Raw genomic sequence first — 24818 nt, 5'->3', positions numbered from 1 at the left:
TCCAGCCCGTTCGTTGTCGAAGGCACGCGCGAATCGGCGTCATGCCCACTCACCCAGTACGTCACCTCTACCTAATCAGAGGAGGGTTAATGGCATATTAACCATGCAGGCGGTGGCGGGCCTATCAACGAATTTATGGCTGTTTGGCCAACAGGCTGACCGGCACAAAAAAGGCCCGAACCAAGGTCCGGGCCAAGAGCGGCTTACTTTTGATGAAATAGGCCGCGACGGGATGTTCAGCGGCGCCGGGGAAACGTTGCCCCGGCGCCGCAAGCTTGTGATTAGGAATTGTGGTAGGCAGCTTCGCCGTGGGACGCGAGGTCGAGGCCTTCGCGTTCGGCTTCCGGCGCGACACGCAGGCCGATGATAACGTCAACGACCTTGTAGAGGATGGCCGAGCCGATACCGCACCACAGGATCGTGGTGATGACGGCAGTGGCCTGAACGGTGAGCTGGCTGCCCATGGTGACGCCTTCGGCATAGCCGACGCCGCCGAGCGATGCACTGGCGAAAATGCCGGTCGCGAGAGCACCGAAGATACCACCGACGCAGTGTACGCCAAAGACGTCAGCCGTATCGTCGTAGCCGAACTTGTTCTTCACCACGGAGACGAAGAAGTAGCACAGCGGGGAAACGATGAGACCGAGGGCAATCGCGCCCATCGGGCCGACGATGCCGGCAGCCGGTGTAACGGCAACGAGGCCGGCAACCATGCCGGAAGCGCCGCCGAGCATGGAGGCCTTACCGCGGGTGAAGGTTTCAACAATCGACCAGGAGATGATGGCCGCTGCCGTCGCGACGAAGGTGTTGACGGTAGCGAGCATCGCGCCGCCGGAAGCTTCGAGGTTCGAACCGGCATTGAAGCCGAACCAACCGACCCAGAGCATGGAAGCACCGACCATGGTCAGCGTCATGGAGTGCGGAGCCATCATGTCCTTGCCGAAGCCGACGCGCTTGCCGACCATGAGGGCACCCACGATACCGGCGATACCGGCATTGATGTGAACGACCGTGCCGCCTGCGAAATCAAGCGCGCCCATCTTGAAGAGGAAGCCATTCGAATCCCAGACCATGTGAGCGATCGGGAAGTAGACGAAGGTTGCCCAGAGCGCGCAGAAGAGAACGGCAGCGCCGAACTTGATGCGCTCAGCAAAGGCACCGATGATCAGGGCAGGCGTGATGGCTGCGAAGGTCATCTGGAACAGCATGAAGATGAATTCCGGAATGACGACGCCCTTCGAGAAGGTAGCCGCCGTCGTCGACGTCGAAACGCCGGACAGGAACATCTTCGCGGTGCCGCCCCAATACGGGCTCGTGCCGCCGCCGAAGGCGAAGGAATAACCGTAGAAGACCCAAAGAAGCATGACGACCGCACCGATCATCGTGCACTGCATCAGCACGGACAGCATGTTCTTGGCACGCACGAGGCCGCCATAGAAAAGGGCCAGACCCGGCACCAGCATGAAGAGGACGAGAATGGTGGAGATGAACATGAAGGCGGTGTCGCCCTTGTCCGGAACCGGCGCGGCAGCGGCGGCAGCAGTGGCTGTAGCATCCTGCGCAAAGGCGATCGCCGGCGCGAGCATGGCCGCAGAAAGCGTACCCACCCGTGCCAGAGTGGAGGAAAGCTTGGAAAACGTCATTGCAAATAACTCCCTGATCGGCCGTGTCTTACAGCGCTTCTGAATCGGTTTCGCCCGTACGGATGCGAACGGCATGGTCAATCGAAAAGACAAAAATCTTGCCGTCGCCGATTTGGCCGGTCTTGGCGGAGGATGCGATGGCCTCGACCGCCTTGTCGACGATTTCGGTTGCGACCGCGACTTCGATCTTCAGCTTCGGCAGGAAGCTGACGGCATATTCCGTGCCGCGATAGATTTCGGTATGCCCTTTCTGGCGCCCGTAACCCTTTACTTCGGTCACAGTCAGGCCCTGGATGCCGACAGCCGTGAGGGCCTCACGGACCTCATCGAGCTTGAACGGCTTGATAATGGCCATCACAATTTTCATCTGGTTTCCCATCCTTTGTTTACCCTCGGCGTGGAGCCGACTCTCCTTGCCGCTGACGAGCGTTTCAGCAGCGACCGGAGATACACATTCAAAGGACGTGCCAGATTCGTGACACAATTATAACCAATTGAAATATAAGGGAATTACTTTAAGAACCCAATAAAGCGGCAATTCGCGGCGCAGTTGCCGCACAAATAAAGTGCAAATTTAAAAAATTGCACTTTATTTAATCATTTGCCTTTTTACGAATCAGCCCCTCCTGCGCCACCGACGCAATCAGGACACCATCCCGCGTAAAAAGACTGCCGCGGGTGAAACCGCGCGCGCCTGAAGCGCTTGGGCTGTCCTGGCTGTAAAGCAACCAGTCGTCGAGCTTGCATGGGTGGTGAAACCACATGGCATGGTCGAGGCTCGCAACCTGCAGGCGCGGATCGAAGACCGAGGTTCCATGCACATGCAGTGCCGCATCGAGCAGCGTCATGTCCGAGAGATAGGCGAGCACCGCATTCTGGTAGAGCCGATCATCCGGCACCGGCCCCGTCAGGCGCACCCAGATATCTTGCCGCTGGCTGGGCCGCGAACGGGAAAAGTAATCCTCGATGGAGACAGGCCGGATTTCAATGGCGCGCTTGCGCTCCCAATAACGGCGCACAGCCTCCGGCGCATTGGCGATAAAGCGCTCCTTGATCTGCTGCTCGTCCATCAACTCCTCAGGAGCCGGCACCTTCGGCATTTCGCTCTGATGCTCGAAACCGGGCTCGTCGATCTGGAAGGAGGCCGTCAGCGCGAAGATCGCCTTGCCGTGCTGGATCGCCAGCACCCGGCGGGTGTTGAAGCTCGAACCGTCGCGTAGCCGGTCGACCTGATAGACGATCGGGACGCTCGGGTCGCCGGGAAGCATGAAATAGGCGTGCAGGGAATGGGCAAACCGGTCTTCCGCCACCGTCCGCTGTGCCGCCATCAGCGCCTGACCGATGACCTGGCCACCGAAGACGCGCTGCCAGCCGACCTGCGGGCTGTTGCCGCGAAACAGGTTCATCTCGATCGTTTCCAGATCCAGCGTCGCGAGCGTGACTTGCATGGCGGTCGGTTTCTCGTTGTCACGCGACATTTTGAATGAACTCCAACGGTAGGAACCACGAACGGGATGTTCTATATAGAACAGGAAGTGACAGTAGGACACAGGGAAGCGCTATGTTGGACATGCTGGTAGTGGGTGGCGGTTATGTGGGTATTGCCGCCGCGGTCGCCGTCAAGCAGGCAGCCCCCCATCTCGACGTCATGGTCGTCGAAGCAGCCCCGGAAACCGCCTGGAAGAAGGACATGCGCGCCTCGGCGATCATCGCCGCCGCCTCGAAGATGCTGGAGGTCTTCGGCATCTGGGACGAGATCGCACCGGAGGCGCAGCCGATCACCCGCATGATCGTCACTGATTCGCGCACCAGCGATCCGGTGCGCCCGGTCTTCCTCACTTTTGACGGCGAAGTGACCGAAGGCCAGCCCTTTGCCCATATGATCCCGAACGTCGCCATGGTCGGCGCGCTCCGCGGCGCCTGCGAGCGCCTCGGCATCACGATCCGCCACGGCGTCAGCGCAACGGACTTCAAGACGGAGGACGCCGGTGTCACGCTGACGCTCTCGGATGGCAGCGTGCTGGAAACGCGACTGCTGGTCGCCTGCGACGGCGTGCGCTCCAAGCTGCGCGACATGGCCGGCATCAAGACGGTGAACTGGAACTACGGCCAGTCCGGCATCGTCGTGACCGTCGAGCATGAGCGACCGCACAATGGCTGCGCAGAAGAACATTTCCTGCCCTCCGGCCCCTTCGCCATCCTGCCTTTGAAGAACAACCGCTCCTCACTGGTCTGGACTGAACGCACCGCCGATGCCGACCGGCTGGTTGCCTCTGACGATCTGCTGTTCGAGGAAGAGCTGGAGCGCCGTTTCGGCCACAAGCTCGGCGCACTGCGCACGGTCGGCGACCGCCGCGCCTTCCCGCTCGGCCTCACCCTTGCCCGCGCCTTCGTCGCGCCGCGCTTCGCGCTTGCCGGCGACGCCGCCCACGGCATCCACCCGATCTCCGGCCAGGGTCTCAATCTCGGCTTCAAGGATGTGGCGGCTCTTGCCGAAACCGTGGTCGAAGCCGACCGGCTCGGCCTCGACATCGGCTCGATCAACACTCTTGAGCGCTACCAGACCTGGCGGCGTTTCGACACCTTCCGCATGGGCGTGACCACCGACGTGCTGAACCGGCTGTTTTCCAACGACATCACGCCCGTACGCGTCGCCCGCGACTTCGGCCTCGGCCTCGTCGATCGTCTGCCGAAGCTGAAATCCTTCTTCATCGGTCAGGCTGCAGGCACGGATGCCAAGGACAATCCGCGACTGCTGGCGGGTGAGGCGATCTGAGCGGTTGGAGCCGAAAGAGGGGGCGATTCGGTAGCAGTCGGCCCTGGGCCGATAGCTGAAACATCAGCTTTGGCCCATAGCGGCCATCAAGGCAGACCCCTGCCCTAGCTATCAGGTGATGCAAGAGTTGTTTTTGTCGATCATCTCGACGATCGCTTAACCTTATGTGGCTTTCCGACCACGGGCGCCGGGTTTCACTGGAATGCTTTTTCCGTATTCACTCCACCAGGCTGTCAAAGCCTCCATGGTGGGGCCGAGTCCCCGCGCCTTTTGCGTGATTTCATATTCGACGCGCGGAGGAACCTCCGCAAAGACCGTGCGTGACACAAGTCCGTCGGCTTCGAGCTCGCGAAGTTGTGCCGTCAGCATGTGTTGGGTGATGCCGGGAATAGCCTTTCGCAGCTCTCCAAACCTGTACATCCGCTGATTGAGCAGCCACATGATTTCGAGCTTCCACTTGCCGGAAAGCAGTGCGAAGGCACGCCGCATTTCCTCGTGCATATTCACTTCTTCATAGACCATAGTCTGCTTTTCCATACTAACAGCAAGTAATTCATCCTACTTGCGAATATCGATCTTAGACGACATTTTCCATTCATGCACCGCGGAGCGCAGTAAAAGCGCCTCCAACACCAACGATATGCTCAACAAATGAGAATGTTGCTGCACACCCAGCGACAAGGATGAGATCATGATTGGATACTACGCATACTGGATCAGCACGGCACTTTTGTCCCTGCTTTATCTGACTTCAGCCTTTATGTACGCCACCAAAACAGGCTGGGTTCGCCGGGTTCTGGCGGAGCTTGGATACAACGCCGCTTACCTTGTGCCATTCATGATCGTTGTAAAGGTCCTCGGCCCTCTCGCAATCCTTTCACGCGTCAGCGTGCCGCTCAGCGATCTCGCTTATGCCGGCATCTTCTATCATCTGCTGCTATCCGGCCTGGCACATCTCGGTGTTCGCAAGCCTGCCGGCGCTGTGCCCGCGGCAATTGGCCTGGCGCTCCTGGCGATCTCGTTCGTTACGCAGAATGATGCCCGAGATGCGCCGTCCCCTTACGTCCACGCCGCGATGCGTTGACACAGCGACAATCACAAACCTCAACCAAATGGAGATGAATATGGGTCGACTCAATGGAAAAGTCGCGATCGTCACGGGCGCAAGCCGTGGCATAGGCCGCGCCACCGCAAAGCTGTTTGCAGCCGAAGGTGCCAAGGTCGCTGTTCTTTCGCGAACGTCCGAAAGCGTCGAACGCGTCGTTGCGGATATCGTTGAAGCGGGGGGTACAGCGCTCGGCGTCATCTGCGACGTTGGCGAGGCCAATCAGATTGAGACTGCGGTCGACAAGATCGTGGCCGCCTACGGTCGCATCGATATTCTCGTGAACAATGCATTCGATGGTTCTGCTGTCTTATCTTCGGTCATCGACCTGTCAGTGGAGCAACTACAGCGGAACTTCGATACCGGTCCGATCGCGTATCTGCGCTTCATGCAGGCCTGCTACCCTCACCTCAAGGAAAGTGGGGAGGGCCGGATCATCAACTTCGGCTCTATGGCTGGCACCATCGGGCTCGCTGGCTACGGCCCGTACAACATGGCAAAGGAGGCCGTACGTGCTCTTACCCGTACTGCCGCCCGCGAATGGGGCGCGGACAACATCACGGTGAACAATATTCTTCCGATAGCGGATACGTGGGGAGCGGCGGCAAAGGATATTCCTCCGCCGACCAACGCGCTCGCCCGTTTCGGCTCCCCGGAAGATGACATCGCACCGGTCGTCCTGTTCCTCGCCAGCAAGGACTCACAGTTTATCACGGGATACAGCCTTACGCCCGATGGCGGCGCAATCATCGACACTGCTCGGTAACCCTCAGTGATTGACGAGGCGTAGCGTATGGCCGCGCCTCTTCAGCCATTCCGGTCACATGCTAACTCCCATGGAGAGCGGACCTTAATCCTCGATACGCCGCGCTTCCGAGATCAGCATGATCGGAATGCCGTCGCGGATCGGATAGGCCAGCCGGGCCTTTTCCGAGACCAGCTCGTTCTTCTCGCGGTCATAGCTCAGCGACCCCTTGGTGAGCGGGCAGACGAGCAGATCGAGCAGTTTCGTGTCCACCTTGCTGACGGTGACGTCCATCGCAGATCCTATTGCAGCACGGAATCGGTGTCGCCAAAACGGGCAAGCACGATTTCGATGATGGCGATGAAGGTTTCAGCCCTGGTCTTCAGGTCGGGCGCCTCCAGGAGTGCCTGCTTCTCGGCGGGCTCAAAGGGCGCCATCATCGCCAGCGAATTCACCAATGTCATATTGCTGGCGCGCTCGACGCTCTGCCAATCCGCCTCCAGCTTGTTGGCGTCGAGATAGGCGTGGAAGGCCGACAGCAGCGCGGCGCGATCGACGTTATGCTCCTCGTCGGCCGACTTGAGATCGGCCATGAAGGGGGCAATACGGAAGCTGCGGTAGGGCTGATGACCGGTGACCTCGTTCATCAGCCGGAAGCGGCAGATGCCGGTGAGCGACGTGATGTAGCGACCATCGCCGGTCTCGGCGAAGGAGGTGATGCGCCCGAGGCAGCCGACATGCGAAAGATTGGGAGTTTCCGACGGCTCGCCGAGCGCCGGTTGCACGATGCCGACCAGCCGGTTGCCGGCGATGGCGGCGTCGAACATCGCGAGATAGCGCGGCTCGAAAATATTGAGCGGCAATTGCCCGGTGGGCAGAAGCAAGGCACCGGACAGAGGAAAGATGACCACCGATTCCGGCAGATCGCTCGGCTTCAGATATCTGGCATTACCGACTTGCATGATTTCCGTCCCGCTACATCACTGTGCCGCGCATCCCTTGAGATACACAGGAACGACACCCGGCGGCGATTGCTCCATCCCACGCCGCGCCACAGAACAATGTGGCCCCCTCTGGCGAAAACACAAGAGCCTTTCCGGACGAAAGGCCGAAGCGTTTCGCTTTCCCGTTCCATCGAGGCAGCGAAGGCACCTGAGAGGGTGCCCTCGCGTAAACCGCGCCTCAGGAAAACAGGATCGAGGACAGCTTGCGCCGCGCGGCGATCGTCGCCGGGTCCTTCGGACCCCAGACCTCGAAAAATTCCAGCAGCTGCCGGCGCGCGCCGTCGTCGTCGAAAGCGCGGTCGCGGCGCATAACCGTCAGAAGATGCTCGGCCGCTTCGTCGCGCTTGCCCTCGACATTACGGATCTTGGCGAGCTTGACGCGCTGCTCGTGATTGTCGGGATTGGCCGCCAGCTCCTGCTCGAGGGCTACGGGATCGCCGAGCTTGCGGGCTTCCTCGATCTGATCGAGCTTTTTCACTACGGCCTGGATGCCGGCATCGTTGGCAAGCGTTTCCGGCAGGTCCGTCAGCGCCTCGCGTGCGCGCTGGCTCTGGCCGGCGGCAATCATGCATTCGGCCATGCCGGCAAGCGCCTTGGCATTTTCCGGATCGGCCTGCAGCACCGCGCCGAACAGTTCGGCGGCGCCATTGATATCGCCCCCGGCGAGAAGGCCGGTTGCCTCCTCCAGAACCGCGGCAATCTCCGCCGCCGGATCGCCCGCGCCACCCGCCGGACCGCCAAGGCGATCGATGAACTCACGCACCTGGCTCTCAGGCACGGCGCCCATGAAGCCGTCGGCCGGACGGCCGTCGACGAAGGCGATGACCGCCGGGATCGACTGGATGCCGAGCTGGCCGGCAACGGACGGATGATCGTCGATGTTCATCTTGACCAGCTTGACGCGACCATTGGCCTCGTTAATGACCTTTTCTAGGACCGGCGTCAGCTGCTTGCACGGACCGCACCAGGGCGCCCAGAAATCCACCAGCACCGGCTGGTTGCGCGATTCCTCGATAACGTCCTTGGCGAAATTCGCCGTCGTGGTGTCCTTGATCGGCGAAGCGCCGCCCGAGGCCGCAGGCGCGGCGCCAAAGGACGCAGAAGCCGACATCTGGCCGCCGAAGGAAGCGTTATAGGGATTGTTGGAACCGCTCATAGATGTCTCCCGCCTACCGGCATTCCGGACTTTTAAAACATGAGCCCCAAAAACGGGGCGTCGCTTTGCATAAGATCATGCTCGATGAAATAGCCATAACGACAGCACACATCGAAGATATGTCATATCTATCGCATTGTAGCGCTAAAATCGTGCGTTAGCCCGTCACTTTCAAGACTAGCGGCGTGTGACCCGTCGCTTCCATGAAGCGCAAGAGATCGCCGCTGGCAATCGACGTCGTCGCATCGTTCGACAAGGGATGGCAATTGACGATGTCGTGTTCCATCAATTCGGCGTCGAGCACGAAGGTGACATTGCCGCCCTTATCGTTGATCGCGCCGAATGCCGTCACCGAACCGGGAATGACGCCCAGATATTCCATGAGCTTTTCCGGCTTGCCGAAAGAGACCTTGCTGGCCGCGCCGATCAGCGTGTGCACCGTCTTCAGATCGACGCTGGCGTTTTCTTCCACGGTCAACAGGAAGAAATTATCCTTCTTGTCCTTCACGAACAAGTTCTTCGTATGCCCGCCGGGAATCTCGTCGCGCAGCGACACCGATTCGGCAACGGTGAACACCGGCGCATGATCCTTGGTGCTATGGGGAATGCCCAACCCATCCAGAAAACGGAAAAGATCGTCGCGGGTTTTCGGGCTATTCTCGGTCATGGCGTCTCGCAAAGAAAATTTGACGCGCCCCTGATACGTCGCCCACAATTCCTTTGCAATCTTTGAGACGACAAAGCCCGGCGTTTCCGGGCTTTCCGGTAGGCATTGGAAAAAACCGCGAATTTTTCTTCGCGACCTCGTCATTTCCCTGTTGCATTTGAAAAACGATTGGGCCATATAGCGCCCGTCGCCGCAAGACGACGCCGAACGGTCCAACACACTACCCCGGACTGTTACGGATATGAGCGGGTGTAGCTCAGGGGTAGAGCACAACCTTGCCAAGGTTGGGGTCGAGGGTTCGAATCCCTTCGCCCGCTCCAGTTCTCTCAAGAAAATCAAATATCTAGTGATTTTGCTGAGAGAACTGCCATCTACATTTTCCAGCGAGATATCACCGATCCGGCAAGTGATCGGAGGGCTACTGCAACAGAACAATTGCATTAGGCGCGCACCCTGCACTTCACCAGCGTCGGAGGCTAACGCTCCAAGCTGGACCACCAAACCCAAGCACTTCAAGCCCAGCATATGCACTAACATTCAACCCGGATCATTCCGCGGGGGCATGCCACCCATGATGGGCTTCACTATTTTGAACCAACTACGGGTGATCGTGAAATGGCAAAAGGGGTGAGTTTCGTATAGAATTCAAAAGAGAGTCGTTGCTTACAGCTTCTTGCCAAGGTTTGACTGATCGGCAAATCGCTAGGAGGCTCAGCCCTCGGTAAACACCGTTCGGATGTCCTCGGATACACCGCAGACGTCAGCGCTCATGCAACGGTTTTGGCCATTGCGAGCAGTTTTGGGATGAAGAGGTGCTTTGGGTCATCAACTAAGGCGCTGGGAGTTGGCCTGAGTGCCCGCGCCGGTTTCGAAGCGGCAATCTTGGCCCAGTCCGGTCACACTGGTCCCTTCGGAATCCTTGAGGACACCAGAGGGCTCTTAACTTTGCGAAACGTGAACGCGTTTTCCGAGCCGGATTACGGCAGACAATGCCCCCCAATTAGCCGCCGGATCTCTCTTCGTGATTGCTTCGTACATTATATCGGTATGGGCTGTAACGGTTGCATCGGTGGCGCTCGTATCGGCGCTGAGAGAATCGAATATTCTTTTTGATCTTGTGATCGCCGTTACGATTCTCAAAGAAGCATTGAATCGGAGTAGGATCATAGGCAGCTTTGCAATATTGACAGCGCTGGTGTTGTTGCGATTGGCATAGAGCGCGTCTTCTGTCAGACTTGTTTTTAGCCTGGGTGCCATAAGCTCGGTTGTGGCGATGGCGAACATTCCAACTTGCCCGCTACACCTCTGCCTCACCGGTCAGGGCGCAGGTTTGGGTCACCGTGATGCGCTGAAGGTCTTGAAGGTATATTAACCGGTAGCACGTCGTTTGGCTGAGCTGCCGCACCAGAGATCTCTGCTAGTAATTTCAATCAGGCAGAAAAATCCGTAAAACTCTATCGACTTTATCTCTTGATATGTAGCCGTATTGCTGAGCGGAAATAGCGCCACATGGCCCCGCGATCAATCACACGAAGCTGTGCTCTTTCCCCGCAACGGGCGACGCAAACAGCGTTTCTCCGATAGAGACGGGGCTATCGCCATCTGCGCGCACCACCAGCGACGGCAGATCTGGCACGTCAAGGTGAAGTACCGTGTCGGCACCGAGCCGCTCAATGTGTCTGACTACACCTTGCCACTTACCCTGCGTGGTGGATAGCGCAACGTGCTCCGGGCGGACACCATAAATTCGACAACCCTCGCGCTCGGCGACCTCTCCTTCGAAGATGTTCATCTTGGGTGAGCCTATAAAGCCGGCGACGAATGGCGTTGCCGGATGGTTGTAAAGCGTCATCGGCGCACCGATCTGCTCGATCCTCCCGCCGTTTAGCACAACGATCTTGTCCGCCATGGTCATGGCCTCGACCTGGTCATGGGTCACATAGATCATCGTCGCGCCGAGCTTGGCATGCAATTCCGTGAGCTCGAAGCGCATCTGCGAACGCAAGGAAGCGTCGAGATTGGAAAGCGGCTCGTCGAACAGAAACACTTTCGGATTACGGATGATTGCCCTGCCGATGGCGACGCGCTGCCTTTGACCGCCGGAGAGTGCCTTGGGCTTGCGGTCGAGCAGATGCGAGAGTTGTAGAATATCGGCCGTCTGCTTCACCTTTTCCTCGATTTCAGTTTTCGGGCGCCTGGCAAGCGAGAGACCAAAGCCGATATTCTCGCGTACCGTCAGGTGCGGATAAAGCGCATAGGACTGGAACACCATTGCGATACCGCGCGCGGATGGCTCTACTCCGGTGACGTCCTTTCCATCGATGAAGATCTGACCGGCGCTCGATGTCTCAAGCCCCGAAATCATCCGCAGGAGCGTCGATTTTCCGCAGCCCGAGGGGCCAACGAACACGCAGAATTCGCCCGCCTCCACCGTAAGATCCACGCCCTTCATCACCTCCAGGCTACCAAAACTCTTGCCGATATTGCTGAGAACGACGCTAGACATGCGCTTATCCTTTCACGGCGCCGGCCGTCATGCCCGCCACGATCTGACGATTGAAGAATATGAAAACGATGAGTGGCGGAATGGTCACCAAAAGGATGTTCATGAACAAGAGATTGAACTGCGTCTGGAACTGGCTCTGGAAATTGTAGAGCGTCAGCTGCACGGTGACGTTTTCCCGGCCGGGAAGATAGTAAAGCGGATTGGTGAAATCGTTGAAGATGGCGATGGACTGGACCACGATGACCGTCACCGTCACCGGTTTCAGCAGCGGCAGGATGACCCGGAAAAAGATCTGTAGCGGTTTGGCGCCGTCGATGATCGCCGCTTCATCTAGATCCCTCGGGATAGTGGCGATGAAACTCTTGAACAGCAGGATGGAAAAGGCAAGGCCGTAAGCGATCTGGATGAGGATCATACCGGAGATGGTCTTGAACAGTCCCAGCGATTGCAGCACCCAGATGGTCGGGACCACCGCCGGCGGAATCATCAGGCCGGCGAGAACGCAAGCGTAAATCAGCTTGTTCCAAACCGAAGAGCGGCGTTGGAGCACATAACCGACCATTGCGCCGAAGAGGACGAGCAGAGCGACGGAAGCGACCGTGATGACGGTGGAATTGAAATAGGCGAGCAACAGCATGTAGTTGCGGGCCTCGACCACTTCCATGAGATTGCCCCAAAGCCGCCACTCCGCCGGCAGGGTGAAGGTAAGCCTTGCGGCATCCTGCTTGGTCTTGGCGGCCGTGATGAAGATGAACAGAAAGGGCAGAATGAAGATCACCGCAGAGGCTGCAAGTGCGGTCACGCCGGTATAGAGCTGTCGACGCGTCACAGATCCACCTCCTTGCGATTGAACCATGCGGTAAGCGGCAACACGATCAGCCCTATAAGGATGAAGAGGATGACATTGCCAGCGGTGGAAAGCCCGTAGAATCCCGCCTGGTATTGCTTGTAGATGACACTCGCGAGCACGTCAGAGGAAAAGCCGGGGCCGCCACGCGTCATCGCCCAGATCAGATCGAAGCTGCGCAGCCCGCCGATCAGCGACAACGTCACGACTGTGATCGTGGCCGGCTTTACCAGCGGAACCGTGACCCGGAAGAACATCTGCCGACGGGTAGCGCCGTCGATGCGGGCGGCTTCGTAATAATCGGGGCTGATGGAGGCAAGCCCGGCGATATAGATGACGGTGGCAAGCCCGATGCCTTTCCACAGATCGACGAGGACGATGGAATAGAGCGCTAGCGCCGGATCCGTTAACCAGCCGGGGCCATGAATGCCAAGGCCTGCCAAGGCGACGTTGATGAGTCCGCGCGTAGGATGCATGAGCACGGAGAACGTGATGCCGACGCCGATGGTCGACACCAGCACCGGAAAGAAAACGACGGTTCGCAGAAAGCCCTGTGCCCATATGCCCGAGGTCAACAGCACGGCAAGAAGTAGGCCAAGCACGGTCTTCGTACCGGAGGTCAGGACCGCATAGATGATGGTATTGACGAGGCCCTGGATCAGGAACGGCTCGCCGAAGAACTGGCGATAGTTCTCCACGCCAATGAACTCTGCATTGAAAAGGTCCCATCGGGTTAAACTGAACCAGAGGGACGCGAACGTCGGCACCATGAACAGCACGATGAAGATCACGGCCGCTGGCAGTACAAACCAATAGGGATAGGGTGATTTTCGCGTGGTCATGGAGGCTCCTTGAGCACTCCCCGCCCGGACGACGACCGGGCGGGGGATGGGCTGGGAGGTTACCAATTGGGCAGACCGAGCTGCTTGGCCTGCTTTTCGACATCCCGGTCGTAAAGGGCAGCCGCGTCCTTGGCCGAACGAATGCCTGAGCCGACTTCCACGGTGATTTGCTCGAGCGACGGCCCTTTCACCGGCGACAGGAACTCCAACGCCGGCGCGGTGCGGCCGTCGGTCTCGAAATAGGGCAGCATATCGGCGACAACAGGCGGGATATCTTTCGGCAATTCGCAGCCCTTGACCAGATAGGGACCGGATGGAACGGCTTTCGCCATGATATCGCAGGCTTCCTTGCTGCCGACCCAATCGAGGAACTTCTTGGCCTCTTCAAGATGCTCGGCCTTGGCGGGAATATAGAGAGCTGCCGGCATCCATATCGTCAGCCCGTTTTTCTGGGCATCCGTGCCGGGTTCCGCGAAGAAGCCGATATCCCGTAGATGGTCGGGCAGGTTCTGCTGCACATTGCCGATACCGAAGGTCAGCATCGGGTAATGGGCCGCCTCGCCAGTTGCGACCATGCGCATGCCGTCATCCAACGTAGCAGCACCGAAATCGGCGTTGAAGAGACCGGCTTTCGCCACCTCTTCGAGATGCTCGAAGCCACGCACGGCCGCCGGTGTCGTCGCATATTTCGCCTTGTTCGCCGTGTAGTCGGCCGCAAAGTTCGGCGTGTCGGCCTGCAGATTGTAATAGTCGGCAAGAATGAAGAGCTGCGAGGTCCAGGTATCGCCGTAGGTCTGTACAACAGCCACCTTGCCGGCGGCCTTGACCTTCGCATTGTTCGCCATGAACTCCGCCCAGGTTTTGGGCGGCGTGAGGCCTAGATCTGCGTAGATCTTTCGGTTGTAGAAAATTCCGCCGCCCATGGCCGGGCCGAATGGTATTCCGCGCACATGTCCATCGGCGCTGGTGACGACCTTCTTGAAGCTGTCCAGAATGCCGGCCTGCGAAGGCAGATCGGAAAGATCCGTGAGTGTCTGCTCGGGCTTCAGCGCCTGAAACAACGAACCGGTATTGTACTGGAAGATGTCGGCCATCTCACCGGTCGCCAGCCGTGTCTTGATGATATTGTCGCCTTCGGAACCGCCGACCCGCTGCTCCACATCGAAGCTCACATCGGGATGCTTTGCCGTATAGGCCTTGGAAAGCGCGTCGAACGAGGCGCTGGTTTCCGGGTTGGTGTCGATCACGATGCTGAGCTTCACATCGGCATGGGCGACACTGGCTGCAAGCACGCTGATGGCTCCGGCCAAAATGCTGCACGTCGTCATTCTCATGGTCGTCTCCTCCTCTGAAAGACCGGAATGATTGGGCTGCTTACGCCTGCGGTCCGCAGGCGCCTTCATCACATGACGAAAGTGATCGTATGCTCTCCCTTTCCGAGCACGATCTTTTGACCGGAAGCGACTGCAATCCCGTCTGCCGCCAGAGATTTACGACCCGCGCTCCCCTCCAGCCGCGCCGTCACCCCCTCCGGCAGCGTCAGCCGGCATGTCACTTCCCCCCTCTCGTCTATGCTCCAGCCTGCCTGTATGCGTCCGAAACGGGTATCGTGCCAGGCCGATACCGGCGACAGGCCGGGCAGGATTGCCGGGTCGAAAGCGATCTCCTCGAAGCCAGGCTTGTCTTCGAGCGGCCTGATGCCGGCAACATCCTCGAACAGCCATTGGCACACGGCGCCGTAGGCATAGTGGTTGTAGCTGTTCATATCGGGATCGTAGATCGTGCCGTCCTCCGCCAGCGCGTCCCAGCGTTCCCAGATCGAGGTCGCCCCGCGCTCCACCTGATAGAGCCAGCCGGGAACCTTGCGGTTGAGGAACGTCTTCTCGGCGAGATCCAGCATCCCAAGGCGCGTCATAGCTGGCAGCAGAGCGGGTGTTCCGATGAAGCCGGTCCCGATGACGCCATCGGTCTCCTCCACAACCCGCCGGAAATAGCCGCGCGCTGCAGCCTCGTACTCCTGCGGAACCAGGCCATAGAGGAACGCCAGGGACCATGATGTCTGGTCGTTATGGGCTATGCGGCCAGACGGGGCGAAGAATTCATGGCTGAAGGCCGTCCTGATATCTTCGGTGCGGGTATCGAGGCGCGCGGCCTCGTCATTCTTGCCGAGAATGCGAGCTATCTTTGCTGTCAGCTGCGTCGAGATGAAATGATAGAGCGTGGCAGCGCAATCGTCGGCCACGGTCGGGCGGGGCTTGCGATTGTCGCCGACCGGCTGCAGCCAGTCGCCGAAGGTGAAGCCTCGTTCGCCCCATACCGCCGGCGGGCGAATGATCGGCCCGTCGGAAATACCCCAGAGGTAGTCAAGCCAGCGCAACATGGCCGGGAAGCATTCCTGCAGGACCGAGACATCGCCATAATGCAGGTAGAGCTGCCAGGGTATGATGACGATGGCGTCGCCCCAGCCGGTGGAACCTGCCCAGTCGCCGCGGCTGTCGATCGGATGCAGACGCGTGGGATCGGGCGAGAAATGCGGAACCGCGCCATTCGCGCGCTGGTCATGCATCACGTCGCGTAGGTATTTGGTGAGAAAAGTCCGGCTGTCGGCCAACCAGCAGGCAGCACCGGCAAACACCTGCGCGTCGCCGGTCCAGCCCAATCGCTCATCACGCTGCGGGCAATCCGTCGGCACCTCGATGAAATTGGAGCGCTGCGACCAGATGGTGTTCTCGACCAGCCGGTTCACCGCATCGACGCCGCAGGTGAAGCCTGCGGCCCTGACCGGCACGGATGTCACCGGGATCATGGTGATGGAAATGAGCTCCGCCTTTCCCGTCACGGTCACCCGCGCATAGCGGAAACCCATGAAGGTGAAGAGCGGCGCATAGACTTCCTCGCCCTCACCCTTCAGCGTATACACGAGCTCGGCGCGGGCGCTTCGGTAGTTGCGATTGTCGAAGAGGCGGCCGGGACCGAGCACTTCGGAATGCTCGACGCGAACGCGGGCCCCCGCTTCGCCCTTGACGCAGATACGGATATAGGCGCCCGCGTTCTGCCCGAAATCATAGACGAACCCTCCATCGCTCTCAGCCCAGCTTTCAATGGGTGGGAGAGCATCGAGTTCCTTGACCGCCCCGGTCTCGTGGGGCACGAGAAGTGCCTTGTCAAAGGCCAGAACTTCGACGCCGTCGCCGTCTTCCACCTCGATACGGGCGTCATAGTCCTCACCGAAATAGATACCGTTGCGGACGACAGGCGTGTAGCCGCTCTTCCAGTTTTCATCGGTCTTCACAAGGATCGATCCGCCCGCACTCAACTCGGCGATCGCGCCGACCCGGTCGCCCCAACAATCATAGATCGGACTGGCTGCCCACATGAGCTGGCTCCTGTACCAACCATCGCCAAGCCAGATCTCGATGCGGTTTTCTCCCGGCTGCAGCAGATCCGTGACCTCATAGATCTGATAAGCGATGCGGTCGTCGTAACAGGTCCAGCCCGGCGTCAGCAGATCCTCGCCAACGCGGCGACCGTTGATGAAGGCGCGATAAAGGCCGAGCGCCGAGATGCGCAAGGTCGCTCCAGAAGGCACCTGCTCCAGCGAAAAGCGGCGCGAAACGAAAGTTCCGGCCGTTCCCTGTCCCGCATCACAGACAGGGGCAATCATGGATGCTGAGAACGCGAAAGCGGGATCGATAAGGCCTTCGGCCGCGGCGACGCCGTGGCGCTGGACAACGCTCATAATGCAACCTCCCCTGGCCACCTTATCCTCCAGCGGCCGAAAAACGAATTTGTGTGTATCGTTCTATGTATATCATTCTACATTACCGTTTGCCACGCAAGAGTTTCATGCGTATAATTTGAAAAAATTGATGAGCGTGAATTTTTAGATGAAATATCAAATCGTTAGTACACCCAAAGAGCGGATTACGATCCGCCATGTCGCTGAAGATGCCGGGGTGTCGGTGGCGGCCGTATCCAAAGTTCTTCGCAATGCCTATGGCGTCAGCGGCCCTCTGCGACAGAAGGTGGAAACCTCGATCGAGAAGCTGAACTACCGCCCATCCGTGGCGGCTCGCGCCATGCGAGGTCGCACGAATACAATCGGCGTCCTGGTGGTCGAATTATCGAACCCGTTCCTTGCCGGCGTGATCGAGGCGGCTAACGCCACTTTTTCACAGAGCAACTACAAGGCGCTGGTGGGGATCGGTCGCTCCAAGAGCCCGATCGAAGCCTCGATGATCGAATCCATGATCGACAACCGCATGGACGGCGTGCTGATCATTGCCCCGCGCATCTCCCGCAAGATGGTCGAACGCTATTCCCAGCAGATCCCGATCGTAGCGATCGCCCATCACGAGTCGCAAGCTTTGACCTACGACACGGCCAATTCCGATGACCACAAGGGGGCGGCGCTCGCTGTCGAGACCCTTCTTAGCCGCGGGTATGAGGATATTGCCATGCTGAGCTATACGTTATCGGACCCACGCCCATCGGAGGTCGCCGCCCAGCGAGAAATTGGCTATCGCGAACGAATGGAACAGGCGGGATTGGGGGCCAAAGCCCGGATCATACGACTACCGGCGCCGGGTGCCGACAGGAGTGAAGGCATCGCGGACTTCCTGCGTGCGAAGGATCGGCCCCGCGCCGTTTTCGTCTGGTCAGACCTGGACGCGGTGCCGCTGCTGAACGCTGCGCGCATGAGCGGTATCCGCGTGCCAGAGGATCTCGCCATCATCGGATATGACAACTCCCCACCGGCGGCCATTCCACTGGTCGGACTGACCAGCATCGACCAAAATCCTTCCCGGCTTGGCGGAATAGCAGGGCAAATGCTGCTCAGCCGGATTGACGGCCGCCAGGAGGCCCAGCACATCCTTATCGAACCCGACGTGGCGATACGGGGAAGTATCTGAATGGCTTCCCGTCTGGGGTTATCCGGCATGTTCAGTATGACGATACAAGGCCGCAAAGCATCGAAGAGATGTTCTTTCGTACCCTTGTCTTCAAAATTTTCAACAAATCAATAAGATTGAGACGTGAGAATACCTTGAACGCGTCACTGGACTTTTGTCGTGGGCGCACACTTCTCTTTCAAACGTCTCTGACGCTTTGGGTCGGATGATGGCTGCGGGTCACATGGTCTATTCAGCGGCTTACATCATGCCAGCACCAAAGTTGGGTTTCGTCAGGAAACACGCAAATCACCTTGCATTGATCAAAATGATGATGGACGACAGGCTGCAGCGCTCCGTCACGTCTTCGATCTGCTCGTTCTTTATCCCGGACTTGGCCGCTTCCTCGCATTTCAATATGCGATTGATTTGAACGACTCATCCATGCTCGACTTCGACGAGTCGGACTTTGTCATAGCTGGCCCAGGTGCACTTGACGGTGGTATAGCGAAATACTTCGTCGATACAGGCAGACCATCCGCTGAAGACATAATTTATGAGGTAACCGACAGGCAGGTAGCGGCATTCAAACGTCTGAAGCTCGACTTCAAAGGGTTGGGAAACCGACGTTTGCAACCAATAGACTGCCAAAATCTGTTTTGCGAGATATCCAAATATGCGCATGCTGCAGCATGACCAGCCCTGCCCCCTGCCCCCTGCCAACGGGCGAGCCCTCTCCTTGTCGCGACTGTAGAGTGGAAAGCCACCCCCGTGTCGCTTTCAGCTAAGGATTTCACTTGCGACCTAGAATTGCAGAAGCGATCGAGAGCCACGGACGATTGCTCATCTTCTCGCATCTTCATCAGCGAAAAACCGGTTTGTCTTTCCAGAGGGTTCCCGCGACGAATTCCGCATAGCCGAGATTGTAGACGGCCCGCATATAGTTGGTGTTGAACGGATCGAACATCGAATAAGGGACTTGAGCGTCGATCGACGCGAGGTGGAAACGTGCCCTGGTCAATTTGGAATAGTTGTAGAGGGCCGTCAGAGCGCTTTGCGTCTGCGATTTGACGAAGATGGAGTATGCCCTAACGATCACGGGCAACGTCTTGTCCGGCGTGGTGGCAAATTCCGGCATCAGGGCGTTGTTGACGATCACGTAGAAATTGACGGCCTGCCCCTTGGTGGGCAGAAGAGGGTGGGTGCTCGTCAGGAAAGCTTGCGGAATCATGAGGACCTGTGACGAGGAGCCGCCATCCGAATGCATTTCCTCGAATTGACGTCCTCCCGACTCCGCCTTGATCATCACTGCCGGATAAACACCCGGGATGCTTGCCGATGCCGTGAGAACGTCCTGGAATAGTTTGAGGGCGTCCGGTCGGCCGCTATTGGCGATGGCGCCCATGTTCCACACGACGGCACGCTGGGTGTCGAGATTGGTCGTCAGGATAAAGAGACGGCGGCCTTTGCGGTGTTCGGCGGCAACCTGCTGCAGGATCGCGGGCGTGATGAAGCGCTCGATCATTTGTCTCAGTGGCCCGGCCCTTAACAGGCTCGATCCGAATAGACCGACGACACCTTTGGTTCGCACCAGTTCCTGGGCGATGCCGCTGGTGTAGAGATCGATAAGGGTATCGTCATAGGCCGATCCGAGAAACGCGTAGGGTGCGATCAACGCGCCAGTGCTGACGCCGGTCACAACATCGAACCGTGGGCGGGTCTTGGCTGCGCTCCAGGCCGAAAGCACGCCGACGCTAAAGGCACCGCCTGCGCCGCCGCCCGAGATCATCAGTCCGTCGAGTCTATTCCGTTTGGTCGCCGGCGCCCAGTTCGAGACATCGCGTGGCGCTTCGTCGAACCGAGCATCAAGATAGGTCCGGATCTCGCCATAGCCGGTGATCGCGGCTTGGTCCGCCTCGCGCGCATCGGCAGCCCTGTCCAGCGTTTGCATGCATCCGGACAAGATAAATGCGAAAGGGAGCAAGACGATAAGCGCTCGCGTCAAGCTCCTCTTAAAGAGCCAGATTGATCGGAGGTGAGACATTAGCCTCTTCCCTGTTGGATGGCAGGACGCGCAGGCGGCGGGGCGGCGCCGCCTGCGAGGGTATACGTCCCGCGGTCTCGTTCCGGGGGAGGAAACTCGACCGAAGAGGTTGCATGAACGCCGCCAAGCATGGTCTCAGCTTGACAGGGGGCCATCTGACCCGTCGCGCGCCGATAGAGGATCATCTATGACCGTGCCCGTGCTTTGCATGGCCAGGCTTAAAGGCAATGGCTTCGCGATCATTGGACGCATCATGCGGTTCCTGGTCGGGGACTTCGTGACCGAAGCCCAGCCGGCGCAGGAGACGCTTGAGAAGCTCTTCCAGGTCATCCACGAAAGTGAAAATGACCGGGATAACGATGAGGCTAAGCAGGGTCGACATTATCACCCCGCCGATGACCACAATGGCCATTGGTTGCCGGAAGCTTGAATCGCCGCCCGTCAAACTAAGAGCGGCCGGAAGCATGCCCGATGCCATGGCAATGGTGGTCATGACGATAGGTCGCGCCCGCTTGTGGCAGGCATCCACCAAAGCATCGAGCCTGGGCATGCCCTGGCGGCGTGCCATGATTGCATATTCGATGAGCAGGATGGAGTTCTTCGTCACTACGCCCATCAGCATCAGCAAGCCGATGACGACCGACATCGAGAAACTGGTCCCGGTCACGACAAGCGGTACCAGCGCGCCACCGAGCGAGAGCGGCAGAGCCATCAGCAGGGTGAACGGCTGCAGGAAGTCATGGAAAAGCAGCACGAGGACCGCATAGATGCAAAACACCCCAATCGCCATTGCCAGGCCGAAACTCTGGAACAGTTCCGAACTGCGCTGAAGTTCGCCCTGTTCCACAAGGGTGACGCCCGGTGGCAGGCGCTGGAGCGCCGGAAGCGCCTTTGCCTCGCCATGGACGTCGCCCAGGATACGGCCGTTAAGTTCGACGGAAACCGTGACATTACGCATGCGATCGATGCGGTCGATCTGAGACGGGCTGCCGCCGATCCGGATGTCGGCGATGGATCCGAGATCGACGCTTCCATTGGTGCCGGCTACCCGCATGTTTTTGATGTCGTCGAGACTGGTCCGCGTCTCGGGCGAGAAGCGAACGACGATCGGGACCTGCCGTTGCGGCAGGTTGAGCTTCGGCAGGTCGGAGGAATATTCTCCATCTGTCGCCACGCGCACGGCGCTGGCGATGGCATTCGACGTTACCCCAAGCGCCGCCGCACGCGCAAAGTCGGGCGTGATCTGGATCTCAGGCGCCTGCCTGGACGCGGTCGACGTCACCGCTCCAATGCCACGCAGGGTGCGAAGCTGTTCCTCGAGCGCCGTGCCTGCACTGTCGAGCACTGTGGCGTCGTCGCTGGCCAGCGTAATCTCGAGCTTCGTTCCATTGCCACCGCTTCCGACTTCGATCCGCACGCCGGGGAGAACGGAGAGAGCTTGGCGAATATCGTTTTCGATTTCCGACTGCTTGCGATCGCGCTCACCGATGGGCGTCAGCACGACGACGATGGTGGCGGACCCGACGTCGCTTGTGGTGCTCACGTCAGGGCCGCCGCCTGAGGATACGGAACCGATCGAGGAAAAGACATGCGTCACATCGCGGAGCTTGCCGACGATATCGGCCGCTTTCCTGGTTGCCGCGTCCGTCTGCTCGATGGTGGCGCCGGGCTGCAGGGTCAGCGTGATCTGGGTGCGTGCGTCGTCGGAAGCCGGCAGAAAGCCCGATTTCAGGAAGGGGATGGTGGAAAGCGAAAGCGCCACCACGATAGCGGTGACGGCCACGGTGGTCTTTCTGTGGTTCAAGCCCGCCTTCGCGATCGCCATATAGGCGCGCATGATACGACCATCCTTCTCCTCGACCGGATGCGCCTTCATGAAATATGCGGCCATCATCGGCGTCAGCAGGCGGGCAACGACAAGCGAGACAAGGACGGCAACAGCGGCCGTGACGCCGAACTGGCGGAAGAGAAGGCCAGGTATGCCGCTCATGAAGGCCGTCGGCAGGAAGACCGCGACAAGCGTGAACGTGGTTGCGATGACGGCAAGTCCGATCTCATTGGCCGCTTCCATCGCGGCATCGAGCGGCCGCTTGCCCATTCGCAGGTGGCGGGCGATGTTCTCGATCTCGACAATGGCGTCGTCGACAAGGATGCCGACCACCAGCGACAGCGCCAGCAAGGTGACGATATTCAGGCTGAAGCCGGCCAGATACATGACGAGAAAGGTCGGTATGACGGACAAGGGCAGCGCCACGGCCGACAGGATCGTCGCGCGCCAATCGCGAAGAAACAGCCAGACGACGACGATCGCCAGGATCGCCCCCTCGTACAACATGTGCATCGAACCATTGTAGTTGTCGATGATCGGCCCGATCGTGCTGTAGGCCTCATCGATCCGCACATTGGGATGGGCGGCCGCGAACTTGCTGATCGCCGTGCTGATGTCCGCCGCGACGGTGCTGTCCGAAAACCCGTTCGAACGCTTGATCTCGACCGCGATCGCGGGCTTGCCGTCGAGATATGCCATCGAGGAGCGATCCGCGAAGCTGTCCGTGACGGACGCCACGTCGTCGAGACGAACCTGCTGCCCATTGGCCAGGGGAATTTTGAGCCCTTTCAATGCTTCGACCGACGGCATGGCGCCGAGTGTGCGCAACGTCTGACGGGTGCTGCCGATTTCCCCAAGACCACCCGACGTGTCGGCCTGGACGGCTTTCAACTGCGACGATACGGTGGCCGCCGTGACCCCGAGCGACGCCATCGTCGAGGGATCGAGGTCGACATGAACCTCGCGGTCGACCCCACCGATGCGATTGACCTGTCCGACGCCCGGCACCGATAGCAGCGCCTTGGTCAGATCATTGTCGATGAACCAGGAAAGCTCGGTCTCGTTGAGACCGGCCGAACGAACCGCATAGGTGAGCAGCGCGGAGTTCTGCACGGTGACCTTGGTAACGCTGGGCGTTTCCATTTGCGACGGCAGGTCGGCCTTGACGCTGTCCACCGCGTTGCGGACCTCGTTCAGAGCCGCTTCGCTGTCTTTCTCCAGCTTGAAGGAGACCTTGATCGAGACGGTACCGTCGGTGATCGTCGTGGTGATGTGGTCGAGATAGCTCAGCGAAGCGAGACTATCTTCGATGGTACGAGCGACCTCGGTCTCGAGCTGTGCCGGTGCCGCGCCGTCAAGCGTGGCGGTGACGCTGATGGTCGGGAGGTCCATATCGGGGAAATTCTGGACCGGCAGATACTTGAATGCCAACAGCCCGCCGACGGCAAGCATTGCAAACAGCAATATCGCCGGCACGGGGTTGCGGATCGAGAAAGCGGAGAAATTCATCTGTTTATCTCCGCGATCTTCACAAGGTCATTGTCCGACAGAAAGGCTCCGCCCGACGTCACGACCTTTGCCGACCGGTCCAGGCCGGAGATGATCTCGACCTCGCCATTGTTGCGACGGCCGGTTTCCACCCGGACCCGTCGCACCCGATCGTCTTCGCCGGCGATGAACAGGTAGCTGATGCCGTCCCGGAAGACGATTGCCGTCTCGGAAACGGTGAGCGCCGGCGTGGTCTGCAACTCGATATTGCCGGTGACATAGAGGCCGGTGCGTGGACGAATGTCGGCTGGCAGCGCGACATAGACGATCACCCGGCTGGTATCGGTGCTGACCGAGGGTCCGACAAGCCTCACCTTGCCCTGAATGGAGTGGCCATCCGCTCCGTTGATCTCGACGCTCAATCCTTCCGAAATCCGCGGGAGGTAGCGTGTTGAAACTTCTGCCTGCCACTCGACACGCTGCTGTCGGACCATGCGGAACAGCTCGGTGCCGGCGGAGACCACAGCACCAAGATCGGCGGAGCGCGACGTAATCAAGCCGTCGTCGGCGGCGGTGATGGTCGTCTGAGCGAGCTTGATCTTTTCGCTGTCGAGTGCGGCCTCCTCAGATGCCAGGGTTGCGGTCGCCGTCTGCTCATCGGCGAAATATTCGGTAATCTTCTCGTCGGATAGAGCCCCGGATGAACGAAGCTGCCGCGCCCGATCCGCATTCGCCTTGGCTTTGGCCAGGCTTGCCTGGGCGGTGACGACGGCAGCCTGTTGCTTGCGGAGGTCGGCAAGAGTGCTCTCTTGCGAAAGCCGGACAAGCGTCTGCCCCTTCGTGACCACGGAGCCGACATCGACCAGCACCTCGATGATGCGCAAGCCACCGGTCTCGGAGGCGACTATTGCTTCCTGCCAGGGCTTCAGCCAACCGCTCGCGGGAACGGTCTCCGGCCAGTCCCGCTGCGATGGCGGCGCCAGGGAGACGGTAAGGGCGGGTGCGGCCGCCTTTTCCGCCGTGGCAGTGCGGAATGGAAGCAAAAGCGCTGCCGCAACGAGTGCGGTGGCGAATATCATGGACGGCTTTCTCAACGATGCATTCCTTGCAGTTCTTGGCATCGCGCAGGCAATTCCTGAACCACAACCGATGCCGCCAAGCCGATCAGTAGCCGGACGAACGTTAAGTGCGGTCAAGTTAGTGTTAAGCTGGGTAAAACTTGGCCGTGCGCCCGCGTTTGTGCTGTAAGGATGGCGGATGTGATTGACGGACGAA

At 59.3% G+C, this 24818-nt stretch carries 22 protein-coding genes, 1 tRNA gene and 1 pseudogene; 7 read left to right on the top strand and 17 right to left on the bottom strand.

The features are described from left to right. Positions 1-281: 281 nt before the first annotated feature. The 3 genes from RRH01S_RS10715 to tesB form a co-directional block, all read right to left on the bottom strand. Positions 282-1643 carry an ammonium transporter gene (locus RRH01S_RS10715; RefSeq protein ID WP_034521738.1) on the bottom strand — a complete coding sequence of 454 codons (1362 nt, stop codon included), beginning with the start codon at positions 1641-1643 and terminating at the stop codon, positions 282-284. A gap of 28 nt (positions 1644-1671) precedes the next feature. Then, positions 1672-2022 carry a P-II family nitrogen regulator gene (locus RRH01S_RS10710; RefSeq protein WP_012652738.1) on the bottom strand — a complete coding sequence of 117 codons (351 nt, stop codon included), beginning with the start codon at positions 2020-2022 and terminating at the stop codon, positions 1672-1674. A gap of 214 nt (positions 2023-2236) precedes the next feature. Next, complete coding sequence (gene tesB / locus RRH01S_RS10705; protein ID WP_034521739.1) at positions 2237-3121, bottom strand: acyl-CoA thioesterase II; 885 nt, start codon at positions 3119-3121, stop codon at positions 2237-2239. A gap of 83 nt (positions 3122-3204) precedes the next feature. Here tesB and RRH01S_RS10700 point away from each other — a divergent pair, with 83 nt between their 5' ends. Continuing rightward, positions 3205-4419, top strand: coding sequence for a ubiquinone biosynthesis hydroxylase (locus RRH01S_RS10700; protein ID WP_034521740.1), 1215 nt, complete (start codon positions 3205-3207; stop codon positions 4417-4419). 162 nt (positions 4420-4581) lie between these two features. Here RRH01S_RS10700 and RRH01S_RS10695 read toward each other — a convergent pair whose 3' ends face one another. Continuing rightward, positions 4582-4956, bottom strand: coding sequence for a winged helix-turn-helix transcriptional regulator (locus tag RRH01S_RS10695; protein ID WP_034521741.1), 375 nt, complete (start codon positions 4954-4956; stop codon positions 4582-4584). 154 nt (positions 4957-5110) lie between these two features. Here RRH01S_RS10695 and RRH01S_RS10690 point away from each other — a divergent pair, with 154 nt between their 5' ends. Continuing rightward, positions 5111-5503 carry a DoxX family protein gene (locus RRH01S_RS10690; RefSeq protein WP_034521742.1) on the top strand — a complete coding sequence of 131 codons (393 nt, stop codon included), beginning with the start codon at positions 5111-5113 and terminating at the stop codon, positions 5501-5503. A 40-nt stretch (positions 5504-5543) separates the two neighbouring features. Next, the gene (locus RRH01S_RS10685; protein ID WP_034521743.1) at positions 5544-6290 is read left to right on the top strand and encodes an SDR family NAD(P)-dependent oxidoreductase; all 747 of its coding nucleotides are present in this window, start codon (positions 5544-5546) and stop codon (positions 6288-6290) included. A gap of 84 nt (positions 6291-6374) precedes the next feature. Here the strand turns inward: RRH01S_RS10685 and RRH01S_RS10680 are convergent, their stop codons facing one another. From RRH01S_RS10680 to RRH01S_RS10665, 4 genes are all read right to left on the bottom strand, one after another. Further along, positions 6375-6563 carry a Trm112 family protein gene (locus RRH01S_RS10680; protein WP_007694528.1) on the bottom strand — a complete coding sequence of 63 codons (189 nt, stop codon included), beginning with the start codon at positions 6561-6563 and terminating at the stop codon, positions 6375-6377. An 8-nt stretch (positions 6564-6571) separates the two neighbouring features. Further along, positions 6572-7231 carry an LON peptidase substrate-binding domain-containing protein gene (locus tag RRH01S_RS10675; RefSeq protein ID WP_042471578.1) on the bottom strand — a complete coding sequence of 220 codons (660 nt, stop codon included), beginning with the start codon at positions 7229-7231 and terminating at the stop codon, positions 6572-6574. 220 nt (positions 7232-7451) lie between these two features. Continuing rightward, entirely contained in the window at positions 7452-8429 is a 978-nt protein-coding gene (trxA, locus tag RRH01S_RS10670; RefSeq protein WP_034521745.1) for a thioredoxin, read from the bottom strand. 157 nt (positions 8430-8586) lie between these two features. Next, positions 8587-9096 (bottom strand): prolyl-tRNA synthetase associated domain-containing protein, encoded by a 510-nt coding sequence (locus tag RRH01S_RS10665; protein ID WP_034522122.1) that lies wholly within the window; start codon positions 9094-9096, stop codon positions 8587-8589. Between the two features lie 245 nt (positions 9097-9341). Here RRH01S_RS10665 and RRH01S_RS10660 point away from each other — a divergent pair. Then, positions 9342-9416, top strand: a tRNA-Gly gene (locus tag RRH01S_RS10660). 619 nt (positions 9417-10035) lie between these two features. On the opposite strand, the gene RRH01S_RS34780 is transcribed toward RRH01S_RS10660, so the two are convergent. The 6 genes from RRH01S_RS34780 to RRH01S_RS10630 form a co-directional block, all read right to left on the bottom strand. Further along, positions 10036-10380 carry a hypothetical protein gene (locus tag RRH01S_RS34780; protein WP_042471575.1) on the bottom strand — a complete coding sequence of 115 codons (345 nt, stop codon included), beginning with the start codon at positions 10378-10380 and terminating at the stop codon, positions 10036-10038. A gap of 241 nt (positions 10381-10621) precedes the next feature. After that, positions 10622-11602 (bottom strand): ABC transporter ATP-binding protein, encoded by a 981-nt coding sequence (locus tag RRH01S_RS10650; protein ID WP_037218992.1) that lies wholly within the window; start codon positions 11600-11602, stop codon positions 10622-10624. Positions 11603-11606: 4 nt separating this feature from the next. Then, positions 11607-12458 carry a carbohydrate ABC transporter permease gene (locus tag RRH01S_RS10645; RefSeq protein ID WP_153510534.1) on the bottom strand — a complete coding sequence of 284 codons (852 nt, stop codon included), beginning with the start codon at positions 12456-12458 and terminating at the stop codon, positions 11607-11609. Continuing rightward, complete coding sequence (locus RRH01S_RS10640; RefSeq protein WP_034521750.1) at positions 12428-13291, bottom strand: carbohydrate ABC transporter permease; 864 nt, start codon at positions 13289-13291, stop codon at positions 12428-12430. Before RRH01S_RS10640 ends, RRH01S_RS10645 begins: the two co-directional genes overlap by 31 nt. A gap of 59 nt (positions 13292-13350) precedes the next feature. Beyond that, positions 13351-14625 (bottom strand): ABC transporter substrate-binding protein, encoded by a 1275-nt coding sequence (locus RRH01S_RS10635; protein WP_037219415.1) that lies wholly within the window; start codon positions 14623-14625, stop codon positions 13351-13353. 68 nt (positions 14626-14693) lie between these two features. After that, entirely contained in the window at positions 14694-17030 is a 2337-nt protein-coding gene (locus RRH01S_RS10630) for a family 78 glycoside hydrolase catalytic domain (RefSeq protein ID WP_037218997.1), read from the bottom strand. A 148-nt stretch (positions 17031-17178) separates the two neighbouring features. Here RRH01S_RS10630 and RRH01S_RS10625 point away from each other — a divergent pair, with 148 nt between their 5' ends. Together RRH01S_RS10625 and RRH01S_RS35225 are read left to right on the top strand one after the other, a co-directional pair. Continuing rightward, positions 17179-18204 carry a LacI family DNA-binding transcriptional regulator gene (locus RRH01S_RS10625; protein ID WP_037218998.1) on the top strand — a complete coding sequence of 342 codons (1026 nt, stop codon included), beginning with the start codon at positions 17179-17181 and terminating at the stop codon, positions 18202-18204. A 139-nt stretch (positions 18205-18343) separates the two neighbouring features. After that, a pseudogene (locus RRH01S_RS35225) lies at positions 18344-18879 on the top strand (nucleotide kinase domain-containing protein); the annotation flags it as partial. Positions 18880-19045: 166 nt separating this feature from the next. Here RRH01S_RS35225 and RRH01S_RS10615 read toward each other — a convergent pair. The 3 genes from RRH01S_RS10615 to RRH01S_RS10605 all read right to left on the bottom strand — a co-directional run bounded on the left by RRH01S_RS10615 (position 19046) and on the right by RRH01S_RS10605 (position 24664). Then, positions 19046-20227 carry a patatin-like phospholipase family protein gene (locus RRH01S_RS10615; protein ID WP_037219000.1) on the bottom strand — a complete coding sequence of 394 codons (1182 nt, stop codon included), beginning with the start codon at positions 20225-20227 and terminating at the stop codon, positions 19046-19048. Between the two features lie 181 nt (positions 20228-20408). Then, on the bottom strand, positions 20409-23564 hold the full coding sequence (locus tag RRH01S_RS10610) for an efflux RND transporter permease subunit (protein ID WP_034521756.1): 3156 nt from the start codon (positions 23562-23564) through the stop codon (positions 20409-20411). Continuing rightward, positions 23561-24664 carry an efflux RND transporter periplasmic adaptor subunit gene (locus RRH01S_RS10605; RefSeq protein ID WP_174010117.1) on the bottom strand — a complete coding sequence of 368 codons (1104 nt, stop codon included), beginning with the start codon at positions 24662-24664 and terminating at the stop codon, positions 23561-23563. Before RRH01S_RS10605 ends, RRH01S_RS10610 begins: the two co-directional genes overlap by 4 nt. Here RRH01S_RS10605 and RRH01S_RS34375 point away from each other — a divergent pair. Then, positions 24621-24791 (top strand): hypothetical protein, encoded by a 171-nt coding sequence (locus RRH01S_RS34375; RefSeq protein ID WP_153510532.1) that lies wholly within the window; start codon positions 24621-24623, stop codon positions 24789-24791. The genes RRH01S_RS10605 and RRH01S_RS34375 overlap by 44 nt on opposite strands. Positions 24792-24818: the final 27 nt, after the last annotated feature.

This window comes from Rhizobium rhizogenes NBRC 13257 (assembly GCF_000696095.1).
Lineage (GTDB): Bacteria > Pseudomonadota > Alphaproteobacteria > Rhizobiales > Rhizobiaceae > Rhizobium > Rhizobium rhizogenes.
Note: the sequence above shows the minus strand (reverse complement) of the source record. Positions and strands in the feature narration are given on the sequence as shown.